Annotated in this window: 23 protein-coding genes; 11 read left to right on the top strand and 12 right to left on the bottom strand. The window is 69.5% G+C overall.

Going from position 1 to position 22,489, the window contains the following annotated elements:
• Positions 1-261: 261 nt before the first annotated feature.
• From NRF20_RS20365 to NRF20_RS20355, 3 genes are all read left to right on the top strand, one after another.
• Positions 262-477, top strand: coding sequence for a hypothetical protein (locus tag NRF20_RS20365; RefSeq protein WP_398630146.1), 216 nt, complete (start codon positions 262-264; stop codon positions 475-477).
• Between the two features lie 72 nt (positions 478-549).
• Complete coding sequence (locus NRF20_RS20360; protein WP_398630147.1) at positions 550-957, top strand: hypothetical protein; 408 nt, start codon at positions 550-552, stop codon at positions 955-957.
• A gap of 4 nt (positions 958-961) precedes the next feature.
• The gene (locus NRF20_RS20355) at positions 962-1,354 is read left to right on the top strand and encodes a hypothetical protein (protein WP_266359159.1); all 393 of its coding nucleotides are present in this window, start codon (positions 962-964) and stop codon (positions 1,352-1,354) included.
• Between the two features lie 27 nt (positions 1,355-1,381).
• On the opposite strand, the gene NRF20_RS20350 is transcribed toward NRF20_RS20355, so the two are convergent.
• Positions 1,382-3,025, bottom strand: a complete 1,644-nt coding sequence (locus tag NRF20_RS20350; protein ID WP_266359157.1) for a DNA repair helicase XPB — start codon at positions 3,023-3,025, stop codon at positions 1,382-1,384.
• Positions 3,026-3,247: 222 nt separating this feature from the next.
• Positions 3,248-5,707 (bottom strand): helicase-associated domain-containing protein, encoded by a 2,460-nt coding sequence (locus NRF20_RS20345; protein ID WP_413753019.1) that lies wholly within the window; start codon positions 5,705-5,707, stop codon positions 3,248-3,250.
• A 75-nt stretch (positions 5,708-5,782) separates the two neighbouring features.
• Here NRF20_RS20345 and NRF20_RS20340 point away from each other — a divergent pair, with 75 nt between their 5' ends.
• The 3 genes from NRF20_RS20340 (at position 5,783) to NRF20_RS20330 (ending at position 7,590) form a co-directional block, all read left to right on the top strand.
• A complete protein-coding gene (locus NRF20_RS20340) occupies positions 5,783-6,847 on the top strand; it encodes a hypothetical protein (protein ID WP_413753018.1) in 1,065 nt (354 codons plus the stop codon).
• A 63-nt stretch (positions 6,848-6,910) separates the two neighbouring features.
• Positions 6,911-7,195: a hypothetical protein gene (locus tag NRF20_RS20335; RefSeq protein ID WP_398630151.1), complete on the top strand. Its 285-nt coding sequence runs from the start codon at positions 6,911-6,913 to the stop codon at positions 7,193-7,195.
• Positions 7,177-7,590 carry a DNA-binding protein gene (locus NRF20_RS20330; RefSeq protein WP_398630152.1) on the top strand — a complete coding sequence of 138 codons (414 nt, stop codon included), beginning with the start codon at positions 7,177-7,179 and terminating at the stop codon, positions 7,588-7,590. Before NRF20_RS20335 ends, NRF20_RS20330 begins: the two co-directional genes overlap by 19 nt.
• A 128-nt stretch (positions 7,591-7,718) precedes the next feature.
• On the opposite strand, the gene NRF20_RS20325 is transcribed toward NRF20_RS20330, so the two are convergent.
• Genes NRF20_RS20325 through NRF20_RS20315 form a run of 3 tightly spaced genes read right to left on the bottom strand, consistent with a single transcriptional unit; the run spans position 7,719 to position 10,656 of the window.
• Positions 7,719-8,573: an ABC transporter ATP-binding protein gene (locus tag NRF20_RS20325; RefSeq protein ID WP_398630153.1), complete on the bottom strand. Its 855-nt coding sequence runs from the start codon at positions 8,571-8,573 to the stop codon at positions 7,719-7,721.
• Positions 8,570-9,649, bottom strand: coding sequence for a FecCD family ABC transporter permease (locus tag NRF20_RS20320; RefSeq protein WP_413753017.1), 1,080 nt, complete (start codon positions 9,647-9,649; stop codon positions 8,570-8,572). The genes NRF20_RS20325 and NRF20_RS20320 overlap by 4 nt, the downstream gene beginning before the upstream one ends.
• Positions 9,646-10,656 (bottom strand): FecCD family ABC transporter permease, encoded by a 1,011-nt coding sequence (locus tag NRF20_RS20315; RefSeq protein WP_398630155.1) that lies wholly within the window; start codon positions 10,654-10,656, stop codon positions 9,646-9,648. The genes NRF20_RS20320 and NRF20_RS20315 overlap by 4 nt, the downstream gene beginning before the upstream one ends.
• Before the next feature lie 109 nt (positions 10,657-10,765).
• Here NRF20_RS20315 and NRF20_RS20310 point away from each other — a divergent pair, with 109 nt between their 5' ends.
• Both NRF20_RS20310 and NRF20_RS20305 read left to right on the top strand, forming a co-directional pair.
• Positions 10,766-11,389, top strand: a complete 624-nt coding sequence (locus NRF20_RS20310) for an HAD family hydrolase (protein ID WP_398630156.1) — start codon at positions 10,766-10,768, stop codon at positions 11,387-11,389.
• Between the two features lie 201 nt (positions 11,390-11,590).
• The gene (locus tag NRF20_RS20305; RefSeq protein ID WP_413753016.1) at positions 11,591-13,558 is read left to right on the top strand and encodes a transglycosylase domain-containing protein; all 1,968 of its coding nucleotides are present in this window, start codon (positions 11,591-11,593) and stop codon (positions 13,556-13,558) included.
• Positions 13,559-13,844: 286 nt separating this feature from the next.
• On the opposite strand, the gene NRF20_RS20300 is transcribed toward NRF20_RS20305, so the two are convergent.
• The gene (locus NRF20_RS20300) at positions 13,845-14,306 is read right to left on the bottom strand and encodes an ATP-binding protein (protein WP_413753015.1); all 462 of its coding nucleotides are present in this window, start codon (positions 14,304-14,306) and stop codon (positions 13,845-13,847) included.
• Positions 14,307-14,517: 211 nt separating this feature from the next.
• Here NRF20_RS20300 and NRF20_RS20295 point away from each other — a divergent pair, with 211 nt between their 5' ends.
• Entirely contained in the window at positions 14,518-15,369 is an 852-nt protein-coding gene (locus NRF20_RS20295) for a helix-turn-helix transcriptional regulator (RefSeq protein ID WP_398630159.1), read from the top strand.
• Between the two features lie 11 nt (positions 15,370-15,380).
• Complete coding sequence (locus NRF20_RS20290; protein ID WP_398630160.1) at positions 15,381-15,575, top strand: DUF397 domain-containing protein; 195 nt, start codon at positions 15,381-15,383, stop codon at positions 15,573-15,575.
• A gap of 77 nt (positions 15,576-15,652) precedes the next feature.
• On the opposite strand, the gene NRF20_RS20285 is transcribed toward NRF20_RS20290, so the two are convergent.
• Positions 15,653-16,117: a hypothetical protein gene (locus NRF20_RS20285; protein ID WP_413753014.1), complete on the bottom strand. Its 465-nt coding sequence runs from the start codon at positions 16,115-16,117 to the stop codon at positions 15,653-15,655.
• 164 nt (positions 16,118-16,281) lie between these two features.
• On the opposite strand from NRF20_RS20285, the gene NRF20_RS20280 reads away from it, so the two are divergent.
• Positions 16,282-16,470: a DUF397 domain-containing protein gene (locus NRF20_RS20280; RefSeq protein WP_398630162.1), complete on the top strand. Its 189-nt coding sequence runs from the start codon at positions 16,282-16,284 to the stop codon at positions 16,468-16,470.
• A 77-nt stretch (positions 16,471-16,547) separates the two neighbouring features.
• Here the strand turns inward: NRF20_RS20280 and NRF20_RS20275 are convergent, their stop codons facing one another.
• The 5 genes from NRF20_RS20275 to NRF20_RS20255 form a co-directional block, all read right to left on the bottom strand.
• Positions 16,548-17,954: a DUF6177 family protein gene (locus tag NRF20_RS20275; RefSeq protein ID WP_413753013.1), complete on the bottom strand. Its 1,407-nt coding sequence runs from the start codon at positions 17,952-17,954 to the stop codon at positions 16,548-16,550.
• Between the two features lie 88 nt (positions 17,955-18,042).
• Complete coding sequence (locus NRF20_RS20270) at positions 18,043-18,945, bottom strand: hypothetical protein (protein ID WP_413753012.1); 903 nt, start codon at positions 18,943-18,945, stop codon at positions 18,043-18,045.
• Between the two features lie 107 nt (positions 18,946-19,052).
• Entirely contained in the window at positions 19,053-21,347 is a 2,295-nt protein-coding gene (locus NRF20_RS20265; RefSeq protein ID WP_413753011.1) for a hypothetical protein, read from the bottom strand.
• Between the two features lie 5 nt (positions 21,348-21,352).
• On the bottom strand, positions 21,353-21,751 hold the full coding sequence (locus NRF20_RS20260) for a DUF6507 family protein (protein ID WP_413753010.1): 399 nt from the start codon (positions 21,749-21,751) through the stop codon (positions 21,353-21,355).
• Positions 21,752-22,054: 303 nt separating this feature from the next.
• A complete protein-coding gene (locus tag NRF20_RS20255; RefSeq protein WP_093899786.1) occupies positions 22,055-22,279 on the bottom strand; it encodes a hypothetical protein in 225 nt (74 codons plus the stop codon).
• Positions 22,280-22,489: the final 210 nt, after the last annotated feature.

Genomic DNA, 22,489 nt, shown 5'->3' with positions numbered 1-22,489 from the left:
CGCACGCAGGCGTACGTACAGCTGTCGGCCGGTTTCCGTCCGGTCGGCGGCGCTCCCCCGGCTGCCGGCGATGGCCGGTACCACGGTGCGGGAGGCGGGCAGACCGGCGATTGTATCGACCGTCCTCGCCACGGTCGAACGGTTTTGATGCCGGGCCCATCCCGTAGGGGACGCCGTGCGACCGGAGACCTACGCGCACCGCTTCAGGGTTCCGTCCGCGGGGCGATGCCTTCACGGGCCGGGCGCAGGACCATGGAGTACATGAGCACCGTCTCTTTCAACGCCCGCAGGACCGGCCCCGCGCACGGCGCGACCGCGGCCACCGGTCACCCGTACACCCATCACGTCGGCGACGCCCTGCGTGCCGTCAAGGTCTATGCCCGCGCCGCGTTCGGCGTGCTCGTCCTCGGCGAGTACGCGGAAGAGGCGGGCGTCCACCGAGGCGTCCACCGAGGCGTTCACCGCCGCGAGCACTGAGTACGCGCAACCTCCCCGGTGTGAGTATCCGACCGGAGGTGTCCCGGCCCTGCCCCGCGATTGGGTAGCGGCATGGAGAACAGCCACGCCCACGTGATGCGTCCCGCCCCCGCCGGTCCCGTTGCCACCGGTCCCGTGGCCGCTGCGCACAGCCCGGACGCCTGGGTTGCCCCCACCGTTGCCACGGCTCTTTCCGGCCTTTTGACCTGCATCGCCATGTTCGCCATCGGCTTCGCGGTGATGGCCACCGACAGCTGCGGCCCCGACAACTGCTCGTCGGACATCACGGTTCCGCTGAGCCTCATGGCCTACGGGCTGTACGCGACCCCGTTCATCACGCCCCTCGCCCTGATCGCCGCCTGGGTGCTGCCGTGGCGTCCCCGCTGGGCCACCGCCCGCCGCTGGGCGGCCGCCGTCGCGGTGCTCCCCGGTCTGACGGCGGTGGGCGGTCTGGTCCTGCTCCTGACCCTCGGCGGCTGAACCCGTGACGACCCTGCGACGCGAGACACCGCGGCCTGCGCCGCCCGAACCCGCGGACCCCCTGCGCCTCGACGGCTGGATCGCCCCCGCCATCGTCACCGTGGCCGCGGTGATCCTCTCCTACGCCGCCCTGATGATCGTCCTCTTCGCTCTCATGGGGCCCGGCAGTTGTGACGCGCAGGGGGCCTGCTCCTGGGGCGCCAGGGCCACCCGGAACATCATGTGGACCGCTGCCCGGGCGATTTTGTACGTGACGCCTTTGGGCCTGTTCGTCACGTGGGTTCTGCCATGGCGCTCGCGCTGGACCGCGGCCCGCCGACGGGCCGCGGCCTTCGCGCTGCTGCCGCACGCGGTGATCGCGGCGGACCTGCTGCCGCTGATGATCTTCAGCGACTGACCGGCGTACGCGGGTCGGTCACCGGCCTCAGTTGTCGGACAGCAGCTCGTCCGCGTCCACGATCCGGTACGCGTACCCCTGCTCGGCCAGGAACCGCTGGCGGTGCGCCGCGAAGTCCTGGTCGATCGTGTCGCGGGCGACCACCGAGTAGAACCGCGCCTCGTGCCCGTCGGCCTTCGGCCGCAGCACCCGGCCGAGCCGCTGCGCCTCCTCCTGCCGCGAGCCGAACGTACCCGACACCTGAATGGCGACGGTCGCCTCCGGCAGGTCGATGGAGAAGTTCGCGACCTTCGACACCACGAGGACGCTGAGTTCGCCCTCCCGGAACGCGTCGAAGAGCTTCTCGCGCTGGGCGTTGCTCGTCTCGCCCTTGATCACCGGGGCGTTCAGATGCTCACCCAGCTCGTCGAGCTGGTCGATGTACTGCCCGATGACAAGGGTCTGCTCGCCCCGGTGCTTGCGTACCAGCGCCTCCGTCACCCTCCGCTTCGTCGCGGTCGTCGCGCAGAACCGGTACTTCTCCTCGGTTTCCGCGGTCGCGTACGCGAGCCGCTCCGAGTCCGTCAGATTGACCCGCACCTCGACACAGTCGGCGGGCGCGATGTAGCCCTGCGCCTCGATCTCCTTCCACGGGGCGTCGAACCGCTTGGGCCCGATCAGCGAGAAGACGTCCGACTCGCGGCCGTCCTCACGCACCAGCGTCGCGGTGAGGCCGAGGCGGCGCCGGGCCTGCAGGTCGGCGGTGAACTTGAAGACGGGCGCGGGCAGCAGATGCACCTCGTCGTAGATCACCAGACCCCAGTCGCGGGAGTCGAACAGCTCCAGGTGCGGATAGATGCCCTTGCGGCGGGTCGTCAGCACCTGGTAGGTGGCGATGGTGACCGGCCGGATCTCCTTGCGCGTACCGCTGTACTCGCCGATCTCGTCCTCGGTCAGCGAGGTCCGCTTCACCAGCTCGTGCTTCCACTGCCGGGCCGAGACGGTGTTCGTCACCAGGATCAGCGTGGTCGCCTTGGCCTGGGCCATCGCACCAGCCCCGACCAGCGTCTTCCCCGCACCGCAGGGCAGCACGACGACACCCGAGCCGCCGTGCCAGAACCCCTCGACGGCCTGCTTCTGGTACGGCCGCAGCGCCCAGCCGTCCTCCGCGAGCTCGATGGGGTGCGCCTCGCCGTCCACGTAACCCGCGAGGTCCTCGGCCGGCCAGCCCAGTTTCAGCAGCGTCTGCTTGATCTGCCCGCGCTCCGAGGGGTGCACGGCCACGGTGTCCGGGTCGATCCGTGCCCCGACCAGTGGCTGGACCTTCTTCGACCGGAGGATCTCCTCCAGCACGGGCCGGTCGGTGGAGGTCAGTACCAGACCGTGGACCGGGTGCTTGGAGAGGGTGAGGCGGCCGTACCTGGCCATCGTCTCGGCGATGTCGACGAGCAGCGCGTGCGGAACGGGATAGCGCGAGTACTGCACGAGCGCGTCGACGACCTGCTCGGCGTCGTGCCCGGCGGCGCGCGCGTTCCACAGCCCGAGCGGGGTCAGCCGGTAGGTGTGGATGTGCTCGGGCGCCCGCTCCAGCTCGGCGAAGGGCGCGATCGCCCGACGGCAGGCGTCGGCCTGATCGTGGTCGACTTCCAGGAGCAGTGTCTTGTCGCTCTGGACGATGAGGGGTCCGGTCACGCGCTTCGGCCCTTTCTGCTGCGGGAACGGCCGGGAACGGCCAAACGTCCAGTGTGCCGCATGCGGGTGCCATGAGGCGGTGTGCTGCTCCGCACAGGGACGTACGGTCCAGGGACGGCCGATGCTGCCGCCGGGGCGACGGCTCCGGAACCATGGACCGGCCGGACGGCCGGAGCTCGGTGGCTGCTGTCACCGTCGGACCGGGCTTGAGCGGGTGAAGCCTCAGGACGTGGCGTCGTCGGCCAGTTCGGCGACGCCGGTGATCCGGTGCAGGGGGTACGTGCGGACCTCGTCCGCCGTGTGGTCGTACGCGGTGACGAACCCGCCCTCGACCCGGACCGGGGCGATGACGCGCTGGCTGGCCGCGCCGTCCGCGTTGACGTAGCCGATCCAGAGCGCCGAGCCGGTCATCGCGGCGGCCTGGACGGTGGCGAGGGTCTCGGCGGAGGTCGTACGGGGCAGGGAGCCGGACGAGGCCGGGGGCGCGTCGGCCGGGTCCTTGCGGGCCACCGTGGCGGCCGTGTCCCCGGCGCGGATCGCCCTCACCGCCGCGCCGAGCAGGGTGGCGTCCGGGACCGGAGGGCCCTCGGGCACGGGGACGGGGGCCGTGCGGGGCGGGGTGCGGCGGGCGCCCGCGCGGGTGATCAGGACATCGCCCTCGGCGGACTCGGCGGCCGGCGCGTACCCCATCTCGCGCAGCCCTTCGAGCAGGGACGCCGGGTCGACCTGGGCGGCCAGGGCCGTCGGTGCGAGGCGGCGCAGGCGCAGGGTGGCCGAGCGCCTGTCGGCGAGGATCTCGTTCAGCACGGCCTCGTCGTCGCAGCGCACGTATGAGGAGGCGGCGCCGATCCGCAGATGGCCGTGGCGGCGGGCGACGTCGTCGATGAGGTAGCTGAGCGGCTGCGGCACCGGCGTACGGCTGTGGGCGGCGAGGAACGCGTGCAGATCGGCTGCGGACTGTCCGGCGTCCAGGGCACGGCGTACGGACCCGGGGGTGAACCGGTAGACCGTCGCGCCGCCCTTCGACTCGATGTCCGCGAGGGCGGAGAGCATGTCCGCCAGGGGGCGCTCCAGCGGGCCGGGGGCGACGGCCGTCAGGTCGGCCTGGAGCAGGACGTGGTCCAGCGGCTCCGGGATGAGGGGCGCGAGCAGTGCGGCGGCCTCGGCCGGCCCGGAGGCGAGCAGGGCGCGGGTGTGTGCGGCGAGCGCCCCGCGGCCGGTGATGCCGAGGAGCTCGGACTCGTTGAGCGTCCACAGGGCGATCCGGGACCGCAGGTCGGTGGTGTCCCCGGCGGAGGCGGAGGCGCCGCGCAGGGGGCGTTCCCAGCGGAGCCGGGCGAGCACCGTCTCCGGGTCGGGGGCGGTGCCCGGTTCCAGTGCCGCGAGGAGGGCCAGGACCCGGTGGCGCACCTCGGGGGCGGCGGAGCGGTCGAGGTCGGGGCCGAGGGCGGACAGGGCCCGGCCCTTGGCGTCCTGACCGCCGACCAGGCCCGGGGTACGGGTGGCGGCGAGCCAGGCGGTGGCGAGGTGCACCCAGCGGTCCTGGGCGGGGAGTTCGGCCCAGTCGTCGTACGCGGGCGTCGGCGCGTACCGTTCGTCGGCCTCTCCGTCGGAGGCCAGCAGCCCGGCCGCGTAGGCGAGTTCGACCCAGAACGCGGCGACGGGCTCGGAGACGTCGAGGGTGGTGGCGGTCTTCTTCAGCTCGCGCACACTGAGCCCGCCGGCGCGCAGTATCGCGGGGCCGCCGCCGTTCCAGCTCTTCAGCAGCTCCTCGACGGTGGCCACCGCCAGGAACGCCTGGCCGGCCGCGGCGCTGTCCACAGCCTGGGGATCACGGTTCGCGACCGCCTCCACGGCGGGCGGATGCGGTTCCGGCACGCGGTGGGCGCGCCCGGCCCGCAGATGCAGGGCGGCCTCACGGGGCAGCACCACGGTGCGGGTCGACACAGGCAGCAGCAGCCCGCGGTCGCGCAGCCATTTCACGGGCGGGGTGGGGTTCGGGGTCACTTCCCCGTACGGCGGCCCCCACACCAGGCGGTCCAGTACGGACAGGGCTTCGGCGGGGGCGGTGTCCAGCAGCTCGCCCATCCTGGCCCGGTCGGTGAAGAGCGCGGACAGGGCCGTCACGGCGGAGACCGGGTCATGGGTGGCGGGCAGTCCGGCGTTCGCCAGGATGTCCTGGAGGCGGCCCGGCGACATTCCCGCGGTGGCCTCCGCGACGGTCGGGCCCAGACCGGTCGGGGAGGGGTGCTGCGGGGAGGGCGCGAGGAGTTCGCGCGCGGTGCGCACCAGCCGCAGCCGGTCGTCCTCGCCCCAGACGAGGGCCTGTTCGCGCAGGGTGGTCAGGGCGGCGGGCAGTGTGTCCCCGATCGCCGCGTCCGCGTCGCCGCGGTCCTCGCCGTCGTCCCGGCCGTCGCCGGTGAGGAGGCCGAGCAGCGTCTCGTACGGGGCGGGGTCGGGGGCCACGGCGAGAGCTTCGGCGGTCTGCAGAGCGAACCGGTCGAGGTGTTCCAGGGCGCGTACGACGGAGGCGCGCGTGCCGGCTCTCGTCGCGAGCTGAGTGATGTCATTGGGTACGGGGGTGAGGAGATCGGGGCGGGCACGCAGCAGCCCCGCCAACGACTCGTCGTCCCGGGCGCGGAGAGCTTCGGCGAGCGTCCGCGGTGGTGTGGTCATCCCCATCCGTCCCACGTTAGTCGCTCCGGACAGGCTCGAGGGCGCTACCGTCGGTGCAGGCGCCAGAGGGGAACCAATCGCGTGGGGATCGAGAGCGACCAGCTCGTCTACGACTATCTGAGCCGGGTCGGGGACCTGGCACAGCAGCAACAGCTGTCCTCGGGCACCCGGATGAGGCTCGTTTCGACCCTCCGGGGCGAGATCGACCGGCAGCGCGGAACGCAGTCCGCGGACACCCCGGCGGCGGTCCGCCGCATCATCGGGAGGCTCGGCACACCGGACGAACTGGTCGCCGCTGCGGCCGCGTCGGCGGACGGGACGGTGGAGCTGCCCCAGGGGCCGGGACCTGCCGCGGGGGAGGGGCGCGGCATCCCCGGTCCGCGCAAGGGGATGCTCCGGAAAGACAGTTCCGGCAAGGGCGCGTCGCGCGCGCGGGCACAGGCGCCGGACGGGGAATCGGAGGGCTCGGCGGACTCCGTGGCTCCGGAAGCGGCGGCCGGTCGGGTGCCTTCGCCGCCGCACATGGCCGGTACGGACGAGCTGGGGCCGTCCGGGAGCGAGCCCGACTGGTGGCGGATCGAGTCGGAGCCGTTCGGTGACGGGGTCGATCTGCCGGGGTTCGTCGGCGGTGTCGAGATCCCGGACATGATGAAGCCGCCGCCGGCCCGGGACGCCGTTCCGCGCCCGCGCGCGGGCGACTCGGCGGACGACGGTCCGGCCGAGGACGTCGGCACCGACGAGGCCGCGCCGCGACGCCGACGGCTCCCGGGCCTCCGCCGCCGCGCCCCGCGCGAGTCGAGGGCCCAGGGTTTCTCCCACCCCTTTTTGCTGCTTGCCGCCGGGCTGCTCGTCGTGGGCGCCGTGATGGGCTCCTGGCTGGCCCTGGCGGGTGGCTGGCTGCTCGCGTACAGCTCGCGCAAGTTGTCCCGCGCGGAGGCGAAATGGGCCGCGATGGGGCTGCCCGGCGTGGTCGTGGCGGGCGCACTCGTCTGGCTCTGGGGCCGGACGGAGGGGCGCTGGGGCGAGCCGATCCCGCAGGACGGGATGGCGGAGGCGCTGAGCGGGGTGTGGCCGGTGGTGGTGCGCATGGCCGCGGTGGCGTCGGCGGTGTTCCTGGTGTGGCGGGCGCGGAAGCGGGTGGGGTAGGCGGGGGCGCAGGGGTGGGCGCCGAGACATCTTCGTTTCCTACTCGTTTGATAAGATGGGTTCATGTCCGAGACGACGTACAGCATCGGTGAGGGACCGGCGACGCGGGTCAGCCTCTCTCTGCCCGAAGGGACCGCTGAAGCGATCCGTGCCCGGGCGGGTAAGCGGGAGTTCTCCGCGTTCATCGCCGCAGCCGTCGAGCGGGAGCTTCGAGGGCAGGTGCTGGACGAGTACCTGGCGGACTACGAGAGCCGTAAGGGGCCGGTCTCCGAGCAGGCGCGGCAGCGGGCGCGGCAGGTCTTCGACGAGGCGTTCGCCGAGGAGGGGCAGTGGCCCGCCGCAAGCTGAGCCACGAAGGGACGCTCGTCCTCGACAGCGAGGGACTTTCCAAGCTGCTCAGCGATGACGAGACGGCGGTGGCCCTGGTCGCGGAGGCGCGGTCCAGGGGGATGGAGGTGGTCATCTCCGCGCTCACCATCATCGAAGCCGTGCATGCCCGCACCAACAAGGCCCGGCTGGCCTGGGTACTGTCCGGTCTGCGCACCGTCCCGGTGGGCGACGAAGAGGCGAAGGCGGCTTCGGCGCTGTTGATGGCGGCTGGACTGCACGGCCACAAGTACGCCATCGACGCTGCCGTGGCCGAGGCGGCTCTGCGGCAGCAACGCCCCGTCGTCATGCTGACATCCGACGTTGACGACATGGGCAAACTGTGCGGCGACAGGGTGCGCCTCGTCGTGGTGTGAGCGGCTTTCGACGCGCTGCCACCCCAGTGCTTCGAGGGGCACCAGTGCCGTGATTCTGCTGCGGGCTCTCGCCCGCGCCCTCACCCGCCGGACATGCTCCTCCGCGCCCGGGTGGGGTCGGGCGCGGGTCACGACGCCGGCGTGGCCTGCCAGGGAGCTCCCGGAACCACGAGCGGCGAACCCGTCACCGGGCACGGGACGATCACCGCGTCCAGGCCGAAGACCTCGCGCACGAGACCGGCGGTGACGATGTCGTTCGGGTGGCCCTCGGCGACGATCCGGCCCCCCTTCATGGCGACCAGGTGGTCCGCGTACCGGGCGGCCTGGTTGAGGTCGTGGAGCACGGTGACGACGGTCCGGCCGCGGGTGCCGTCAGCCGCCGGGGCGGTGAGCCGGCGCACCAGGTCCAGGACCTCCACCTGGTGGGCGATGTCGAGGTACGTGGTCGGCTCGTCGAGCAGCAGCAGATCGGTCTCCTGGGCGAGCGCCATCGCGATCCAGACCCGCTGGCGCTGCCCGCCGGACAGCTCGTCCACCGACCGGTCGCCGAGCGCGGTGACGTCCGTACGCTCCATCGCGTCCGTCACCGCCCGCTCGTCCTCCTGTGACCACTGCTGCCACCAGTGCTGATGCGGCTGCCGGCCGCGGGCGACGAGATCGGAGACGGTGATCGCCTCGGGGGCCACCGGGGTCTGCGGCAGCAGCCCGATCGACTGGGCGATCCTCCGCGTGGGGATCTTCGACAGCTCGGTGCCGTCGAGGAGCACGGCCCCGCCGCGTGGCTTGAGGAGCCGGCCGAGCGCGCGCAGCGTGGTCGACTTGCCGCAGGCGTTCGGGCCGACGATGACGGTGACCTGTCCGTCGGGAACGGCGAGGTCCAGCTCGTGGACGACGGTGCGGTCCTCGTACGCGAGCGTCAGCTCCCGCACCGTGAGCCGGCTGGCATCGGTCGCCGTGGCGTCGGACGTACGGGTCGAGCTCATGCAGTGCCTCCACTACGGCCACGGCCGCCGCCGTGGCCGCGGATGATCAGCCAGATCAGATACGGGGCGCCGACCGCCGCCGTCAGAACACCCACCGGCAGCTCGGTGGGCGAGAAGAGCCTGCGCGCCAGCAGATCCGCGAAGACGACGATCACCGCGCCGAGCAGCGCCGAGCAGAACAGCGGAATCTGCGCGGTACGGGTCATCCTGCGGGCGATCTGCGGGGCGAGCAGCGCCACGAAGTCGACCGGACCGGCCGTCCCGGTCGCCACGGACGCCAGGACCACACCGAGTGCGACGAGCCCCAGCCGTACCCGTCCCAGACGCACCCCGAGGGCCGTCGCGGTGTCGTCGTCCATCGAGACGGTGCGCTGGGCGCGGGCGGCCCACAGGACGGCCGGCAGCAGGATCAGCAGCGTCCAGCCGATCGGCGCGGCCTCGGACCAGCCGCGGCCGTTGAGCGAGCCGGTCATCCAGACCTGCGCCTGCTGGGCGACCAGGTAGTCGCCCTTCGTCAGGAACAGTGTGGTGACCGACTTCAGCGCGATGGCGAAGCCGATGCCGATGAGGACGAAGCGGGTGGCGTGCAGCCCGCCGCGCCAGGCGAAGACGTACACGAGCGCCGCTGCGGCCACCCCGCCGATGACGGACAGATACGGCAGCACGGTGTACGAGGTGACGCCGAAGGTCATCGCGCCGACCGTGAGTGCGCTCGCCCCCTGGCTGATGCCGATGATGTCGGGGCTGGCCAGTGGATTGCGGGCGACGGTCTGGATCAGCGCACCGGCGATCCCGAACGCCGCACCGACCAGCAGCCCCACGACCATCCGCGGCAGCCGCAGCGTGCCGACGACCAATTCGTCCGGGGACGGCTGCCCCAGGATCACCTTCATGACCTCGCCGGGCGCGACGAAGCTCTCGCCGACGCAGAGGTACGCGACGCAGACGGCGGCCAGCGAGGCGACGAGGACGGCGGCGACGACGGCCGCCCGCCGGTGCAGCAGGAACCGGCCCCGCGCCCCGATCCGTACGACCTGGTACCCGGCGGGCCGCACCCGGACAGTGGTGTCGCTCATGCGGGCACCGCCTTCCGGCGTACCAGCGTGACCAGGAAGGGAACGCCGATCAGCGCCGTCATCACACCCGCCGGGACCTCGCTCGGCGGGAAGAGGATGCGGCCGATGACATCGGAGACGAGCAGCATGACGGGTCCGATCAGTGCCGCCATCGGCAGTACCCAGCGGTGGTCGCTGCCGACGATCGCGCGGGCGATGTGCGGGACGGCGAGTCCGATGAACGCGATCGGACCGGCCGCCGCGACACCGACACCGGTCAGCACGGTGGCCCCGATACCGCCGGCGATCCGTACCGTCGCGACCTTCTGCCCGAGCCCCTTCGCCACGTCCTCGCCGAGCGCCAGCGCATCGAGCCCGCGGGCGACGGACAGCACGAGCACGGTTCCGACCAGCATGAACGGCCAGATCTGCTGGGCCACATCGGCCTCGCGCCCGGCGATGGAGCCGACCTGCCAGAAGCGGAACTCGTCCAGCGCCGACGCCTTGGTCGTCAGCACCCCCATCGTCACCGACACCAGCAGCGCGTTGATCGCGGCGCCGCCGAGGGCGAGTTTCACGGGGGTGGCGCCCCCGCGTCCGCTGGAGGCGATGGCGTACACGGCGACGGAGGCGATCGCCGCCCCCGCGAACGCGAACCACACGTATCCCGTCAGGGTGTGGATCCCGGCGTACGCGATGGCCAGCACCACGCCCACCGAGGCGCCCTGGCTGATGCCGAGGATGCCGGGGTCGGCGATGGGGTTACGGGTGATGCCCTGGAGCACCGTGCCCGCGAGGGCCAGTGCCGCGCCGACCATCAGCCCGATCAGGGTGCGCGGCACCCGCATGTTCCGGATGACTTCGGCGGCGTCGGAGTGCCCGCCGTGCAGCAGGGCGTCGATCACCTCGGACGGGGGTATGGAGCGGGCCCCTACGGCGAGGCTGAGAAGCACCGACACCAGCAGCGCCGCGACGGCCGCCGCCGTCGCGAGTGCGCGTCTGGAGCGGCGTGGTGCGGCGGCTGACATCGGACCCAATCGAAAGCGGAAGCAAAGTTAGGCTTGGCTAAGTCTAAGCACCGCCATTCCGGGGCCCGAGGCCCGTACCGGGACCGCCGCCGTGCGAGGCCCCGTGACAATGGATTCCATGCCTTCGCACCCGCTGACGGTCGGTTTCGACCTCGACATGACGCTCATCGACTCCCGGCCCGGTATCAAGGCCGCCTACCTGGCGCTTTCCGCCGAGACGGGGACGCCGATCGACACGGATCTGGTGGTGAGCAGGCTCGGCCCGCCGGTCGACGACGAGTTGCGGAACTGGTTCCCGGCCGATGCGGTGGCCGCCACCGCCGACCGCTACCGGGAGATCTACCCCACACACGCCATCGTCCCGAGCCTCGCACTGCCGGGTGCCCGGGAATCGGTCGCGGCGATCCGCGAGCGGGGCGGCCGGGCGATAGTCGTCACCGCCAAGCACCTGCCGAACGCCGAGCTGCACCTGGAGTACCTCGGGATCGAGCCGGATGCGGTGATCGGCGGTCTGTGGGCGGAGGCCAAGGGGGAGGCGCTGCGCGAGCACGGGGCGGGTGTGTACGTGGGCGACCACACCGGCGACGTACGGGGCGCCCGCACGGCCGGGGCGCTCTCGGTGGCGGTCACCACGGGCCCGTGCGACGCGGAGGAGCTCCGGGCGGCGGGAGCGGACGTCGTCCTGTCGTCGCTGACGGAGTTCCCGTCCTGGCTGGACGGGTACGCGGCGTAGGGCCTTCGGCGGGGGCGGATTCACTGAGCGCCGGCCGACAAGTGGGGTATCGCGGACCGTTCCCCCGAAAAGGCCGTCCGGTGCGGGGTCGCCACCCGTGTCGGACGGGGCCCCGAGACAACCTGATCGTGATCCGGAACATCTCCTCTCACAAGTCCGCACCACACCGGTGCGGGACGGTGAACGAGGAGCTGCCGGAGCATGGCCCGACGCCCCATCCGCCCCATCCGCCCGATCCGCCTTCGCGGGCTCCGTGTCGACTACCCCCGCCGGGGAAGAAGCAACTGGCGCCGCTGGGTCCCTTCGTGGCGGCAGGTGCTGAGCGGGATCCTGCTCGGATTCGGTGCGCTGGCCGGGCTGTTCGCCGTGGTGTACGCGTCCGTCGACATCCCGGACGAGAACGACGAGGCGCGCAGGCAGGGCACCGTCTACTACTGGGCGGACGGCAGCCAGATGGTGAGTGTGGGCGCGGTCAATCGGCAGAACGTCACGCTCGCCGACATACCCGATTCGGTGGAGCACGCGGTCATCGCCGCCGAGAACGAGACCTTCTACGCCGACCCGGGGGTATCGGCGAAGGGGATTGCCCGCGCGGCCGTCAGCATGGTCAAAGGCGGCGAGACCCAGGGCGGCTCCACCATCACCCAGCAGTACGTGAAGAACACCTATCTCAGCCAGGAGCAGTCGGCCACCCGGAAGTTCAAGGAGTTCTTCATCTCGCTGAAGCTGAGCAACAAGCAGAGCAAGAAGGAGATCCTCCAGGGATATCTGAACACCAGCTGGTTCGGCCGCGGCGCCTACGGCATCCAGGCAGCGGCGCACGCGTACTACGGAATCCCCGCGAAGGACCTCGACCCCAGCCAGGCGGCACTGCTCGCGTCCCTGCTCAAGGGGGCGGAGCAGTACGACCCCGCGGGCGGCAAGGGCAACCACGAACGCGCCGTCGACCGCTGGGAGTGGATCCTCGACCGGCAGGTGGAGATCGGCACGATGACGAAGGCCGAGCGGGCCGCGTACCAGAAGTTCCCCGAGCCGAAGCCGGTCGCCAAGCCGACCAGCCTCGGTGGCCAGACCGGCTATCTCGTCGACATCGCCAACAAGTACATCAAGAAGCGTTCGGGCCTCACCGACAAGGACCTCTTCCGGGGCGGCTACCGGGTGCACACCACCTTCGACAAGGCCAGGGTGGGGCAGCTGGAACGGGCCGTGCGGAGCGTGCGCAAGCGCGACCTCGACCCCAAGAAGCGTCCCGAGAACAAGTACGTCGAGGTCGGCGCCGCATCCGTGCGGTCCGACGGGGCCGTGGTCGCGGTGTATGGCGGAGCCGACGCGATCACCCACTTCGCCAACAACGCCGACACCGCGGGCGTCCCTGTCGGCTCGGCCTTCAAGCCCTTCGTGCTGGCAGCGGCCCTTCAGCACGGCGACGGGATCACCCTGAACAGCGGCTACGACAGTGAGGGGCGTCTGATCAAGGACGGCCCGTACGCGGCGCCCCCCGCCCCGCCGGGTGCCGGTTCCGGCCAGGTGATGGTCACGGCGCCGACGCCCCTGCGCGATGCGCTGGTCAAGTCGGCCAACGCAACCTTCGTGCTGCTCGGCAAGGACATCGGGCTGAAGAAGGTGAAGGAACTGGCGGTATCGGCCGGGCTGCACGAGCAGAGCCTGGCCCGCCTGGACAAGTCCTTTCCCCTCGGCACGTCCACACCGAGCGCGGTCAGGATGGCGGACGCGTACACCGCCTTCAGTAACGACGGCATGAGGGCCGATCCCTACTCGGTGACCAAGGTGATCCGGGACGGCGAGGCGGTCGAGGGCTTCGGGAAGCCCGAGCTGCGGCGCGCGATGGACGCCTCGGTGGCCAACGATGTGAACAACACCCTGGGGATGGTGGCCTGGACCCGGCTGGGTCAGGACGGGAAGTTCGGCACGTTCGCCAGGTCCAAGGCTGCCGACGACCTCTCGGCGGGCGCGACCGGCGAGGACGACCGGATGAAGTCGGCCTGGTTCATCGGCCACAGCAAGGGGCTGACCACGGCCGTCACAATGTTCCGCAGCAAGCCGGGCACCCCTCAACTGCTGGGAATGCAGGGCGTGGGCGGACCCGATTCGGGGCGCGGTAATGTCTTCCCGCTCCGGATCTGGAGCGCCTACGCCATGGGGACGTAGGCCCACGCCCCGTACGCGATCTGCAGTCGGCTGATCGCGTGGTGTGAGCAATGAGATGCCGGGACGCCTCCGGCTCAGGAGGATGGTCCCGTCCGCAGGAACCACCCCGAAAGTGGAGTGCGATGGTCAGGGAAGACCCACTGCGAGCCGGTCTGGAACTTCCAGGCGATAGCGTCGATCAGCTCCCGGTGATCCCGCCACCGGCTGCCCGCCGACGCAAGCGCGGGGCGTCCCTTGCGAGGCGCCCCGCGCGTCGGCCGGGCCCGTTCCCCGTTTCGATTCCAGATCACTGAGCGCCGTACGGCGGAGCATCGTCCGTCTTCGTCGCGCACTCCACCCAGAGCAGTTTTCCGCCCTGCCCCGGCAGTCCGCCGCGCATGGGGTACGCGCCCCAGCTCTCTGCGTAGAGGGTGACGAGGTAGAGCCCCCGCCCACGTTCGGCGAGCTCCGCCGGGGCCTCGGCGCTCCATTGGAACGGGGCGGGGATGTGCGGGTTGGTGTCCCAGACGCTCAGCCGGATACGACTGCGCCCGGCGTCGCGCAGGCGCAGGGAGTACGCCCCCGAGGAGTGCAGGTAGGCGTTGATGACCAGTTCACTCGCCAGCAGTTCGGCGGTCTCTGTGAGTTCGCGCATGCCGTGGACGCGCAGGATGGTGCGGAGGGTGGCGCGGGCCACGCCGGGGGCGCGGGGATCCTGCGGGAGTTGGAGGGTGTATGTCCAGGGCGGGGTTACCGTGGTACTGACCATGGAAGTCTCCGTTCACGGAGGGAAGTTGGCAGGTGCGCTTCGGGTTGCCCGGTGACGAGGCCGCTCCGTCGAGCGGGGTACTTCCGGGCGGGTGGCCTGAGACAGAGACTAGGTTCTCTGCAAGTTCTATTTGCATCGCGTGCGTGGAACGGCATACAGATTCCCTCGCGTGAGTGATGAGTCGAACTCGACTCCGTCAAGGAGGAGTTGCATGGCCGGCAGGTCCGCCCCCACAGGTCGGCGCATCCGGGTTGCTGCCGAATTACGCAAATTGCGCGAGCGCGCCGGCCTCACAGCCACCGAGGCCGCTCGAATGCACGGCATCGGCCAGGGCCAGCTGAGCAACATCGAGACCGCCAGGTTCGGAGTGAGCGGCGAGCGGCTGCGCGCCATGGCGCAGAACTACGCCTGCTCCGACCACGCCTTTATCGAAGCCCTGGTCGACATGGCCAAGGACCGGAAGCGCGGCTGGTGGTCCGAGTACCAGGAGCTCCTGCCGACCTCTCTCCTGGACCTTGCGGAACTGGAACACCACGCCGAACAGCTGCGCGGTGCCATCACGGCACACGTTCCGGGACTGCTCCAGAGCGCCGACCACGCGCGGGAGATCTTCCGGCAGCACGTCCCGGAGCTCCCGCCGTCGGACGTTGAGCACCGTGTCTCGTTCCGAATGAAGCGCCAAGCCGTGCTGTACGGGGCTGAGCCGACCCCGTACCAGGCGCTCATCCATGAGGCGGCGCTGCGTACCGAAGTCGGCGGCCCCGAGACGGCACGGTCGCAGCTGCAGCACCTCCTCGACATGAGCGAGCGGGACCACATCACCATTCAGGCCGTCCCATTCAAGGCAGGCGCCGTCCCCGGCTCCGGTCAGTCCATCTACTACGCCTACGGCCCAGTCCCCGAACTGGACACCGTCCACCTCGACCAGTCCCACGGCCTCGCGTTCCTCGACGCCGAGACCCAACTCCAGAACTACCGGACCCTGTTCAGCAGGATCGAGGATGCCGCGCTGTCGCCTGCGGACACCCGGAATCTGATCCACCACGTCAGGCAGCACCTATGAGAGGAACGCCCATGCCCACGTACGACCACTGGCAGAAGTCGTCCCACTGCGCCCAGGGAGACTCGTGCATCCACATCGCCGGGGGCACCGGTGGAGGGGTCAAGCTCACTGAGAGCGGCGACCCCACCGGGGCGATACTCCACGCCACGCCCGCAGCGTGGGCCGCCCTGGTACGCACCCTCAAGGAGAACCGCGCCCATGGCTGACATCCCCAGGCATCCGTGATGGTCGCCGCCCCAGAGCCACTCGCAGGACTTCCGCGTAGTCGTGCCGGGCTTACTGCTCATTCCTTCTGCCGGGCACCAGCGCTGATTTGAGGCGTCAATCGCAGCGTGAGTTCCGCTCTGGACAGCATTCTCGTGATCTCAATGGGAAGATTGGCGAACTCGGCCATCACGACATCCGAAGGGTCAATTGTACGGTTGCCGTCATCTCGGTCTTCCACCTCGATGACATAGCGATAGCCGCGAGGCGTGGTCGAGTCGTTTACTACAAGCCAGCGGGCATCATATCTTTGGATCAGGAAATCTGACACATACGACATCAGGTCGCTGTGTAGTGTCGCCCAGTCCGATTGTTCGAACTGGCCGAGGGGGAGACGCGACACGTAATTCTGCAGGGCAGGAATCAGATTCAGTGGGTCCCTGGTGTACGCAGCTGACGGGGCTCCCAGCATGTCAGCGATATCGATGACCGTCTGACGCCCCTCTTCGATCCATCGCTCGAGATCCGGTACCGGGGCACCCATCCTTACCAATTCTGACGCCTTCCGCTGTAACTGACACTTACTTGGGGCGGCCCGGCAGAGCCTCGGACGTTCCTGCCATCCGTAGCACGGAACAGACTTTGCCTTCTCAAAGGTCAGAGCTTGTCGGTCCGCAGTCTGATCGCCGACCAGTGAAGGAACTGGATATGCACCAGCACTCATGGCAGAGGTCCTCGTACTGCGGGCAGGGCGAATCCTGCCTCTACGTCGCCGCGCGCAACAGCACGGTCAGCCTCGCCGAGAGCAGCGACCCCACCGGAGCGATACTCCGCACCACGCCCGGCGCGTGGGCCGCCCTTGTGCGCACCCTCAAGGAGAACCGCGCCCATGGCTGACATCCCCAGGTATCTGTGATCGTCGCCGCCGCAGATCCACTCGCGGGATTTCCGCGTAGTTGTGCCGGGCTTACTGCTCAATCCTTCTGCTGGACACAGTTTGTGTGGTCGTTGATCTGTTGGAGGCGCTCCCAGGCGGCGGGATCGGTTCCGTCGCCGAGCACATAGTGCAGGGCGGGTCGGGCGGCCGGGCCGAGCTGGGCGGGTGCGGTGTCGGCGAGGGCTTTGCGGGCGTGGTCGAGGCCGAGGTCGGCGACGGCGTCGGGGCCGAGGGTGAAGGAGAGAGGTACCGGGGGCGGCTCGTAGTGGGCCGGGGTGGTCAGATCTGCGCGTGCGGCGCGTAGTTGGCTGACCATCGTGGCGAGGTTGTAGCCGGTGGCCAGGGACTCGGCCAGTCCGGTCAGGGCGTCCACCGGGGTGCTCTGGTCTGCGCCATGACCGATGGCCAGCGTGATGTGCTCTTCGACGCCGGCCTGCGTACGGGCTGTGCGCACGGTGGCGATCGCCGGACGGTCGGGGGCACCTACTGCGACAGTCCAGGTGGGCAACGACCGTTGGGCACGGGTACGGGCCAGGTCGGTCAGCTGCCGTGGCGACCAGGGAACGTTGATGGGTTCGGCGGTGGCCCATCCGGCGGGTGGGGATCCGGTGAGCGTGTGCCATGCCTGCTCCAGGGCGCCGCCCAGGACGAGCCGTTCCTCGGCCGGGTGAATCGTACGGATGGAGAGCAGCAACTGCCGTTCCCCCTCGGTGCCGGGTCGGGGCCGGAAGGCGTCCGCGATCCGGGGAGAACTGTCGCCCACAGGGGTGAAGCGCCCGCCGCTCCAGTGCAGTACGGCCCCGGAGAGCCCGTCGTAGTAGCCGCACTCGGGGTCGCGCACGACCCAGCGGGAGGGCAGCCCGTCCAGCAGCGTGCGGGCGGGGAAGGTGAGCCTAACGCCGGGCGGGGTGACGAGGTTCAGTTCACGCCCAGTGCGAGCCGTGTTGCTCACCACGTCGGTCAGCCAGGTCGTAGCAGCGACGACGGGGCGGCCTTGGATGACGACGGCGGCCTTGTCGGTGAGCATGTCGACACCCATGGGTGCCGCCTCTGTGACGGCGCCTGCGAGATCGGTCACGACGTCGGTATGACCGGCCTCGCGCGGCCAGACGGCGCCCCCGAGTACGGTCACCAGGCGCCCGGCGACGGACCCGGCCAGCCGCCCGGCCTCCTCCACAGCGGTGGTCGCCCGCGCCTCGGTCCACCACACGGGCGACTCCGCGCGTACGTCTGGCCCGAGCAACCTGGCCATCTCACCCGGCACTTGTAGGTACCGGGGCGCTTCGAGCGACACCAGCGCCTGCCCGGCAGCCGTGCACAGCTGAGCGACGGACCCGTCGCACGCCCGGTTCACGAGCAGATCGGGACCGCCGGCAAGGAGCCCGGCCAAGAGCATCTTGGGGTCCGGCATCTGTGGCGTAAGGGCTATGACGTCCTGGGTCATATGCGCTCCGGGTAGTTGCACTCGGGAGGCGATGGAAGCCGCCTGCCCTTGCAAGCAATCCTGGCTTCATGCTTCAAGCATCGGGACATCACTCGCGTCCTGAGAGGTCTTGCAATTCCTCCAGCGAAGCAGCCTCTTGCCGGGTGCCTGACACAATCGTTCCGGAACGAGTACTACCAGGCCAGGATGCCAACTCACTTACCGCTTGATCAGGGGTCAGCCCACGCTGCTTCGCCTCGCTGAGATGCATCAGCCATTCCTGTCCTGCGTCGAGTGCCACATCACCGGCCGGGGTGCGAGGTTCGAACCCTGCTGCAATGCCATCCTCTGCCTCCCACAAGTAGCCGACCACACGTCCACCCAACGCTACTTCCACAAACCTGACCGGCGCATCCGTCTCTGACTCGAAGCAGGGTGCATTCGCCGGAATGCGCCCCTGGAGCCGCTCGGTCCGACGCGGTACCTCCGCCATATACCAGGAATCGAGAAGGTCGGGGTCCTCGTCCGGAAGGTCTTCGAAACCATCGTGGGTCGGGACTCCGTAGTAGGTGGGATCCGACGGAATGATCTCTGACCCGAGCGTCCGTGTAATCGCGGTGAGCATCGCCCTGAGGCGTGGAGCGTTCTCCTGCTGAACGCTGCCCTGTCGATGGCCGCGCAGATCATGAGACAACCAGGCATCGCTGTACGTGTCGAGCGTCACGGTTCCGACGCCACTGGCCCACTCTTCGACTGAAATCATGAAGAGTTTCTCGACGTGGTGCGCTTGCCCGTTCCGCAAGCATGTGCCGGGTGTGGCCAGGTTGATCTCCACCGTTCCGGCACGTTCCAGGTCTGCCGACCTCAAGACTGAAAAGAGTTCAGTGCCGTCTGCGGCATCGGTCAGGGCCACGTGTACCCGCTCGCGTGCGAACAAGACAGAGCGGTCGCCCTCGGCACGCACGGTGAAGTCTGCTGTCGCATCCCCGTCGACGAAACCGAGAGTGCGCATGGTCGCCCACACTCGGAGGGCCTTCCGGCCGCATCGCAGAGCGACGTCCTGCTCCGGGCCGCCTTCCGCGGTCTCCCAGGACCAACTGCCCACAGGGATTGTTGTGATCACAAGACACCTCGCGGATCGACCTCGGAGCCTGGCGGGATCCTGATGGTCCCATCATCGAGTCGGATAACGAATAGAATGCCACGCCCCTTTTCGCTCTTGAGAGGGTGTTCGCCACGGTGGACCTGGAGGAGCTCGTCGAGAATTCCCCTTGATTTCCACTCCGCGACGGTACCCTGCCCATCAACGAGCATGACCTTATGGTCGGCCGTCGACTTCGACAACTGACCCAGATTATCCGCTTTCGCGATCGACTGAAACGGGTTTTTCGGGTTCTCCAGTCGTTTCATCTGATACCCAAAGCTCTCCCCGTTCTCATCAGTCACGCGAACATCCAGGTCTGCCTTTATGTTTTGATCCTTGATCTCGAACTCGATTTCGCGCAGCCCGCTCCTGTGGAACTGGTCGCCGAGTCGAATTTGATCGATAGCTCGGATGTACTGGTCACCTCGACCGGACCCCAACATGGATACCACCGTGTTAAAGCCTTGCGTCCGCGAAAGATTGCCCGAGCTGATGATATCGGCAATCTCCTGGCCCTGAGGATGCTGTGCCAAGCGAGCGACGATCTTCTCCAGGACTTTGGGCTTCATGTTGTTTCTGGGGATGCCGCGCATTCCTTCGCGGAGTTGGCGTTCGGCCTCGCCCCCCAACTCCATGGGCCTGGAATCGGCCGAATTGGAAGGTCCGCCGGGCTCGTGATCGCCAGTCGTGTGATCTGTCCCGGCTCCGCCATCGCCTGTCGACGGACCGTCTGTGTGCCCTGCATGCCCATGGTGGCCGTCTGGGGCGTCGACTCCATGGCCACTACCAGAGCCGTGATCTCCGGTAGTGGCATGGCCACCGTCGCCGCCCCTCTTTGCTCCCCCGTCGCCTGTCGGCCCATGTGTTCCGTCGCCCGCACCGCCCCCGCCACCCGCGTTATGGTCGGCACGCGGCGGCAAGTTCTCCCCCGCATGGGCGGTCGTTCCGGGGGCGCGTCCCCCGACGCCGACCGGTTCGCGGTCGCCCTGCGGCCCGCCGACTCCCCGTTCGGCTGCGGAGGGTTCGCGCTTGGCCGGGTCCAGATTGGGTGTGCCGTCCCGGTCGAGCGGGATGAAGTTGCCGTCCTTGTCGACCCGGTAGCGGTCGCTGAGGTCGAGGGCGCCGTCGGGGAACTTCGTCTTCGGTAGCTGAAGGTGGTCGCTGACGTTGGCCAGTACCTGGGAGACCTTGGGCAGGTCCGAGAGGGCCTTGGCGGCCTTGAAAGCACCGCCGAGGGGGTCGAGGGCGTCGCCGATCTTCGCCATGGTGCCCGCCGCCTTCGCGAACGTGCCGCCCTTGCCGAGCTTCGAGGCAGCGGCCAGCGGTCCGGAGGCGAGCGTGAGCAGGTTGAAGGAAAACACGGCATGGGCGCGCGCGGGGTCCTCCGCCGTCATGTCGTACGCGATGAACTGCTTGCCGAACTCCTTCGCGTACGCCTTGCTGTCGCGCTGCCAGTCGGACAGGTGCTCGTCCTGGCCGAACAGGTCCATGCCGTACGCGTAGCCGCCGACGGCGGTGCGCTTGAGACCGTCCCAGGCCTGGTCACGCTCTTGCTCTCCGTGGAAGCCGATCAGGGTGACCAGGCCGTCGATGCCGCCCCAGATGCTGTCCTTGGCGATGCCGTCCCACGCCCAGCTCTTGGCCCCGTGACCCCACCAGTCCAGGCTCCAGCGCTCGTAGGTGCGCCCCTCGGGGCTGCCCCACGGCAGGTCCTTCACGTCCTTGAGCGCGTCGGCGTTCTGGCCGTACATGCCGAGCCCGTGGGTGCCGTCGTCCACGATCCACTTCGGGCGGCAGGCACCCGGGCTGATCGCGTCGATCTTGTTGGCGGCGTTGCGCTCGGCTTCCTGGAAGCCCTCACGTGCTGCCGCCACACCGTCCATCAACGCCTGATGCGCGTCGGTCTTGCTCTGGTCCTCGGTCCAGTCGTCATCGCCCCGGACGCTGTCGACGAAGTCGATGGCGTCCAGCTTCAACTGCTTGAGCCGGTCGGCGTGCGGTTTGGCATCGTGGATGAAGGTGTCCAGGGCGTCGGCGAGCGACTCGATGTTCCCCGCGAACTCCTCTGCCGTGTCCATCACCGGCTGGGTGGACGAGAACAGCTTGTCCGCTTCAGGAGCCTTGTAATAGGCGGCCATTGCCTGGAAGCGGGAGTGAACGTCCTTCCCGCCGGTCCGAATGCCCGTGGCGCGCGTACGCAGGTTGGAAGCAGCCTTCTCCAACTGGGCGAAGTCACCGGTGTACTGCGGTATACCGCCCGGCTCGATCACGTCGGCTACTCCCCGCCCTTGTGGTCCGTCCTCTGCCCGACCGCCCTGATCTCAGCAGGGGTGGGGGCCTTGGCCGCGTCGCGCTGGGCCTGGGCGGCCATGGCGAGGTCGCCCTCGATGTACTCGGTGGTGGCCTCGACCGTGCCGTCCATCGTCTTCTTGGTACGGGCGGCCATGAACCTGATCTCGTACTCGTTGTCCGCAACGAAGTTCGCCACCGCGGCCCCCACCGGCCCCGCGGGCGCCTCACCGCAGTACGGCCCACTGATCGTCCCCGCGTGCAGTGCGGCGCTCTCCACGCTCTCGCCGTAGCCCTTGACGTCCTTGCCCAGGTCGTCGGATGCGAGCCCCACCAGCGACAGAATGGACTCGACCCCACTCGGCCTGATATCCCACCCAGTCATGCCAACCCCCCGGCCGATACGTTCGTCAACTGCACTCAGCAACACGCATGCCACTGACAACAGGATCTTCATCTGTATCAAGGCACTCGTAGCATTGGCAACGCACTTCAAGCCAAACGCGGATCGCGTCGAGTGCGCAGCGTTGTCGTCGGGATGGTGTGACGACCGAGAACCAGCGCTGGATGAGCAGCTCGCGCCGCACCTTCCGTTTCTTTCCGCTGTCCCGCGTGACGGTGGTCGGGCGGCCGAGCCGGACGGCCTGTGGCGTTTGCGGCAGGGAAGATGCCTCGGGGGCGCCCCGCCCTACCGCTTCGGTGACCCGGCCCGCACCGACCGCACCACGCCCGCCGCGGCGATCAGGAAGCCGACGCCCATCAGCATGCACAGCGACCACGCGATGGACGGAAGCGGATGGGTTCCTAGGAACAGCGGGGCCATCGTGGCCAGCGTGGCCAGTGCGCCGATGAAGAAGACGATCGCGCCGATCCGGACGAGCCGGTCACCTGCGCCAGAAGGAGTAGTGCTCACCCCGCCAGGGTAGTTCCCGACGACGGCGAACCATCCCACGGCAGGCGGCGCGCACAAGCATGCACCGTTTCTGGACAGCAGTCCGGATGACCAGGCTTGACGAGGGGTACTTCACCTGGGGAGGCTGCTGCCAGCAGGGGAGCACCACCACTGGATAGCCTGACCTGCTGAGGCTTGTTCCGGCATACGGGTTGAGATGGGGTGCGTGCT

The organism is Streptomyces sp. R-74717 (genome assembly GCF_047305335.1).
GTDB classification, from domain to species: Bacteria; Actinomycetota; Actinomycetes; order Streptomycetales; family Streptomycetaceae; genus Streptomyces; species Streptomyces atratus.
The sequence above is the reverse complement of the archived record's forward strand: the minus strand, read 5'-3'. Positions and strand labels throughout refer to the sequence as shown.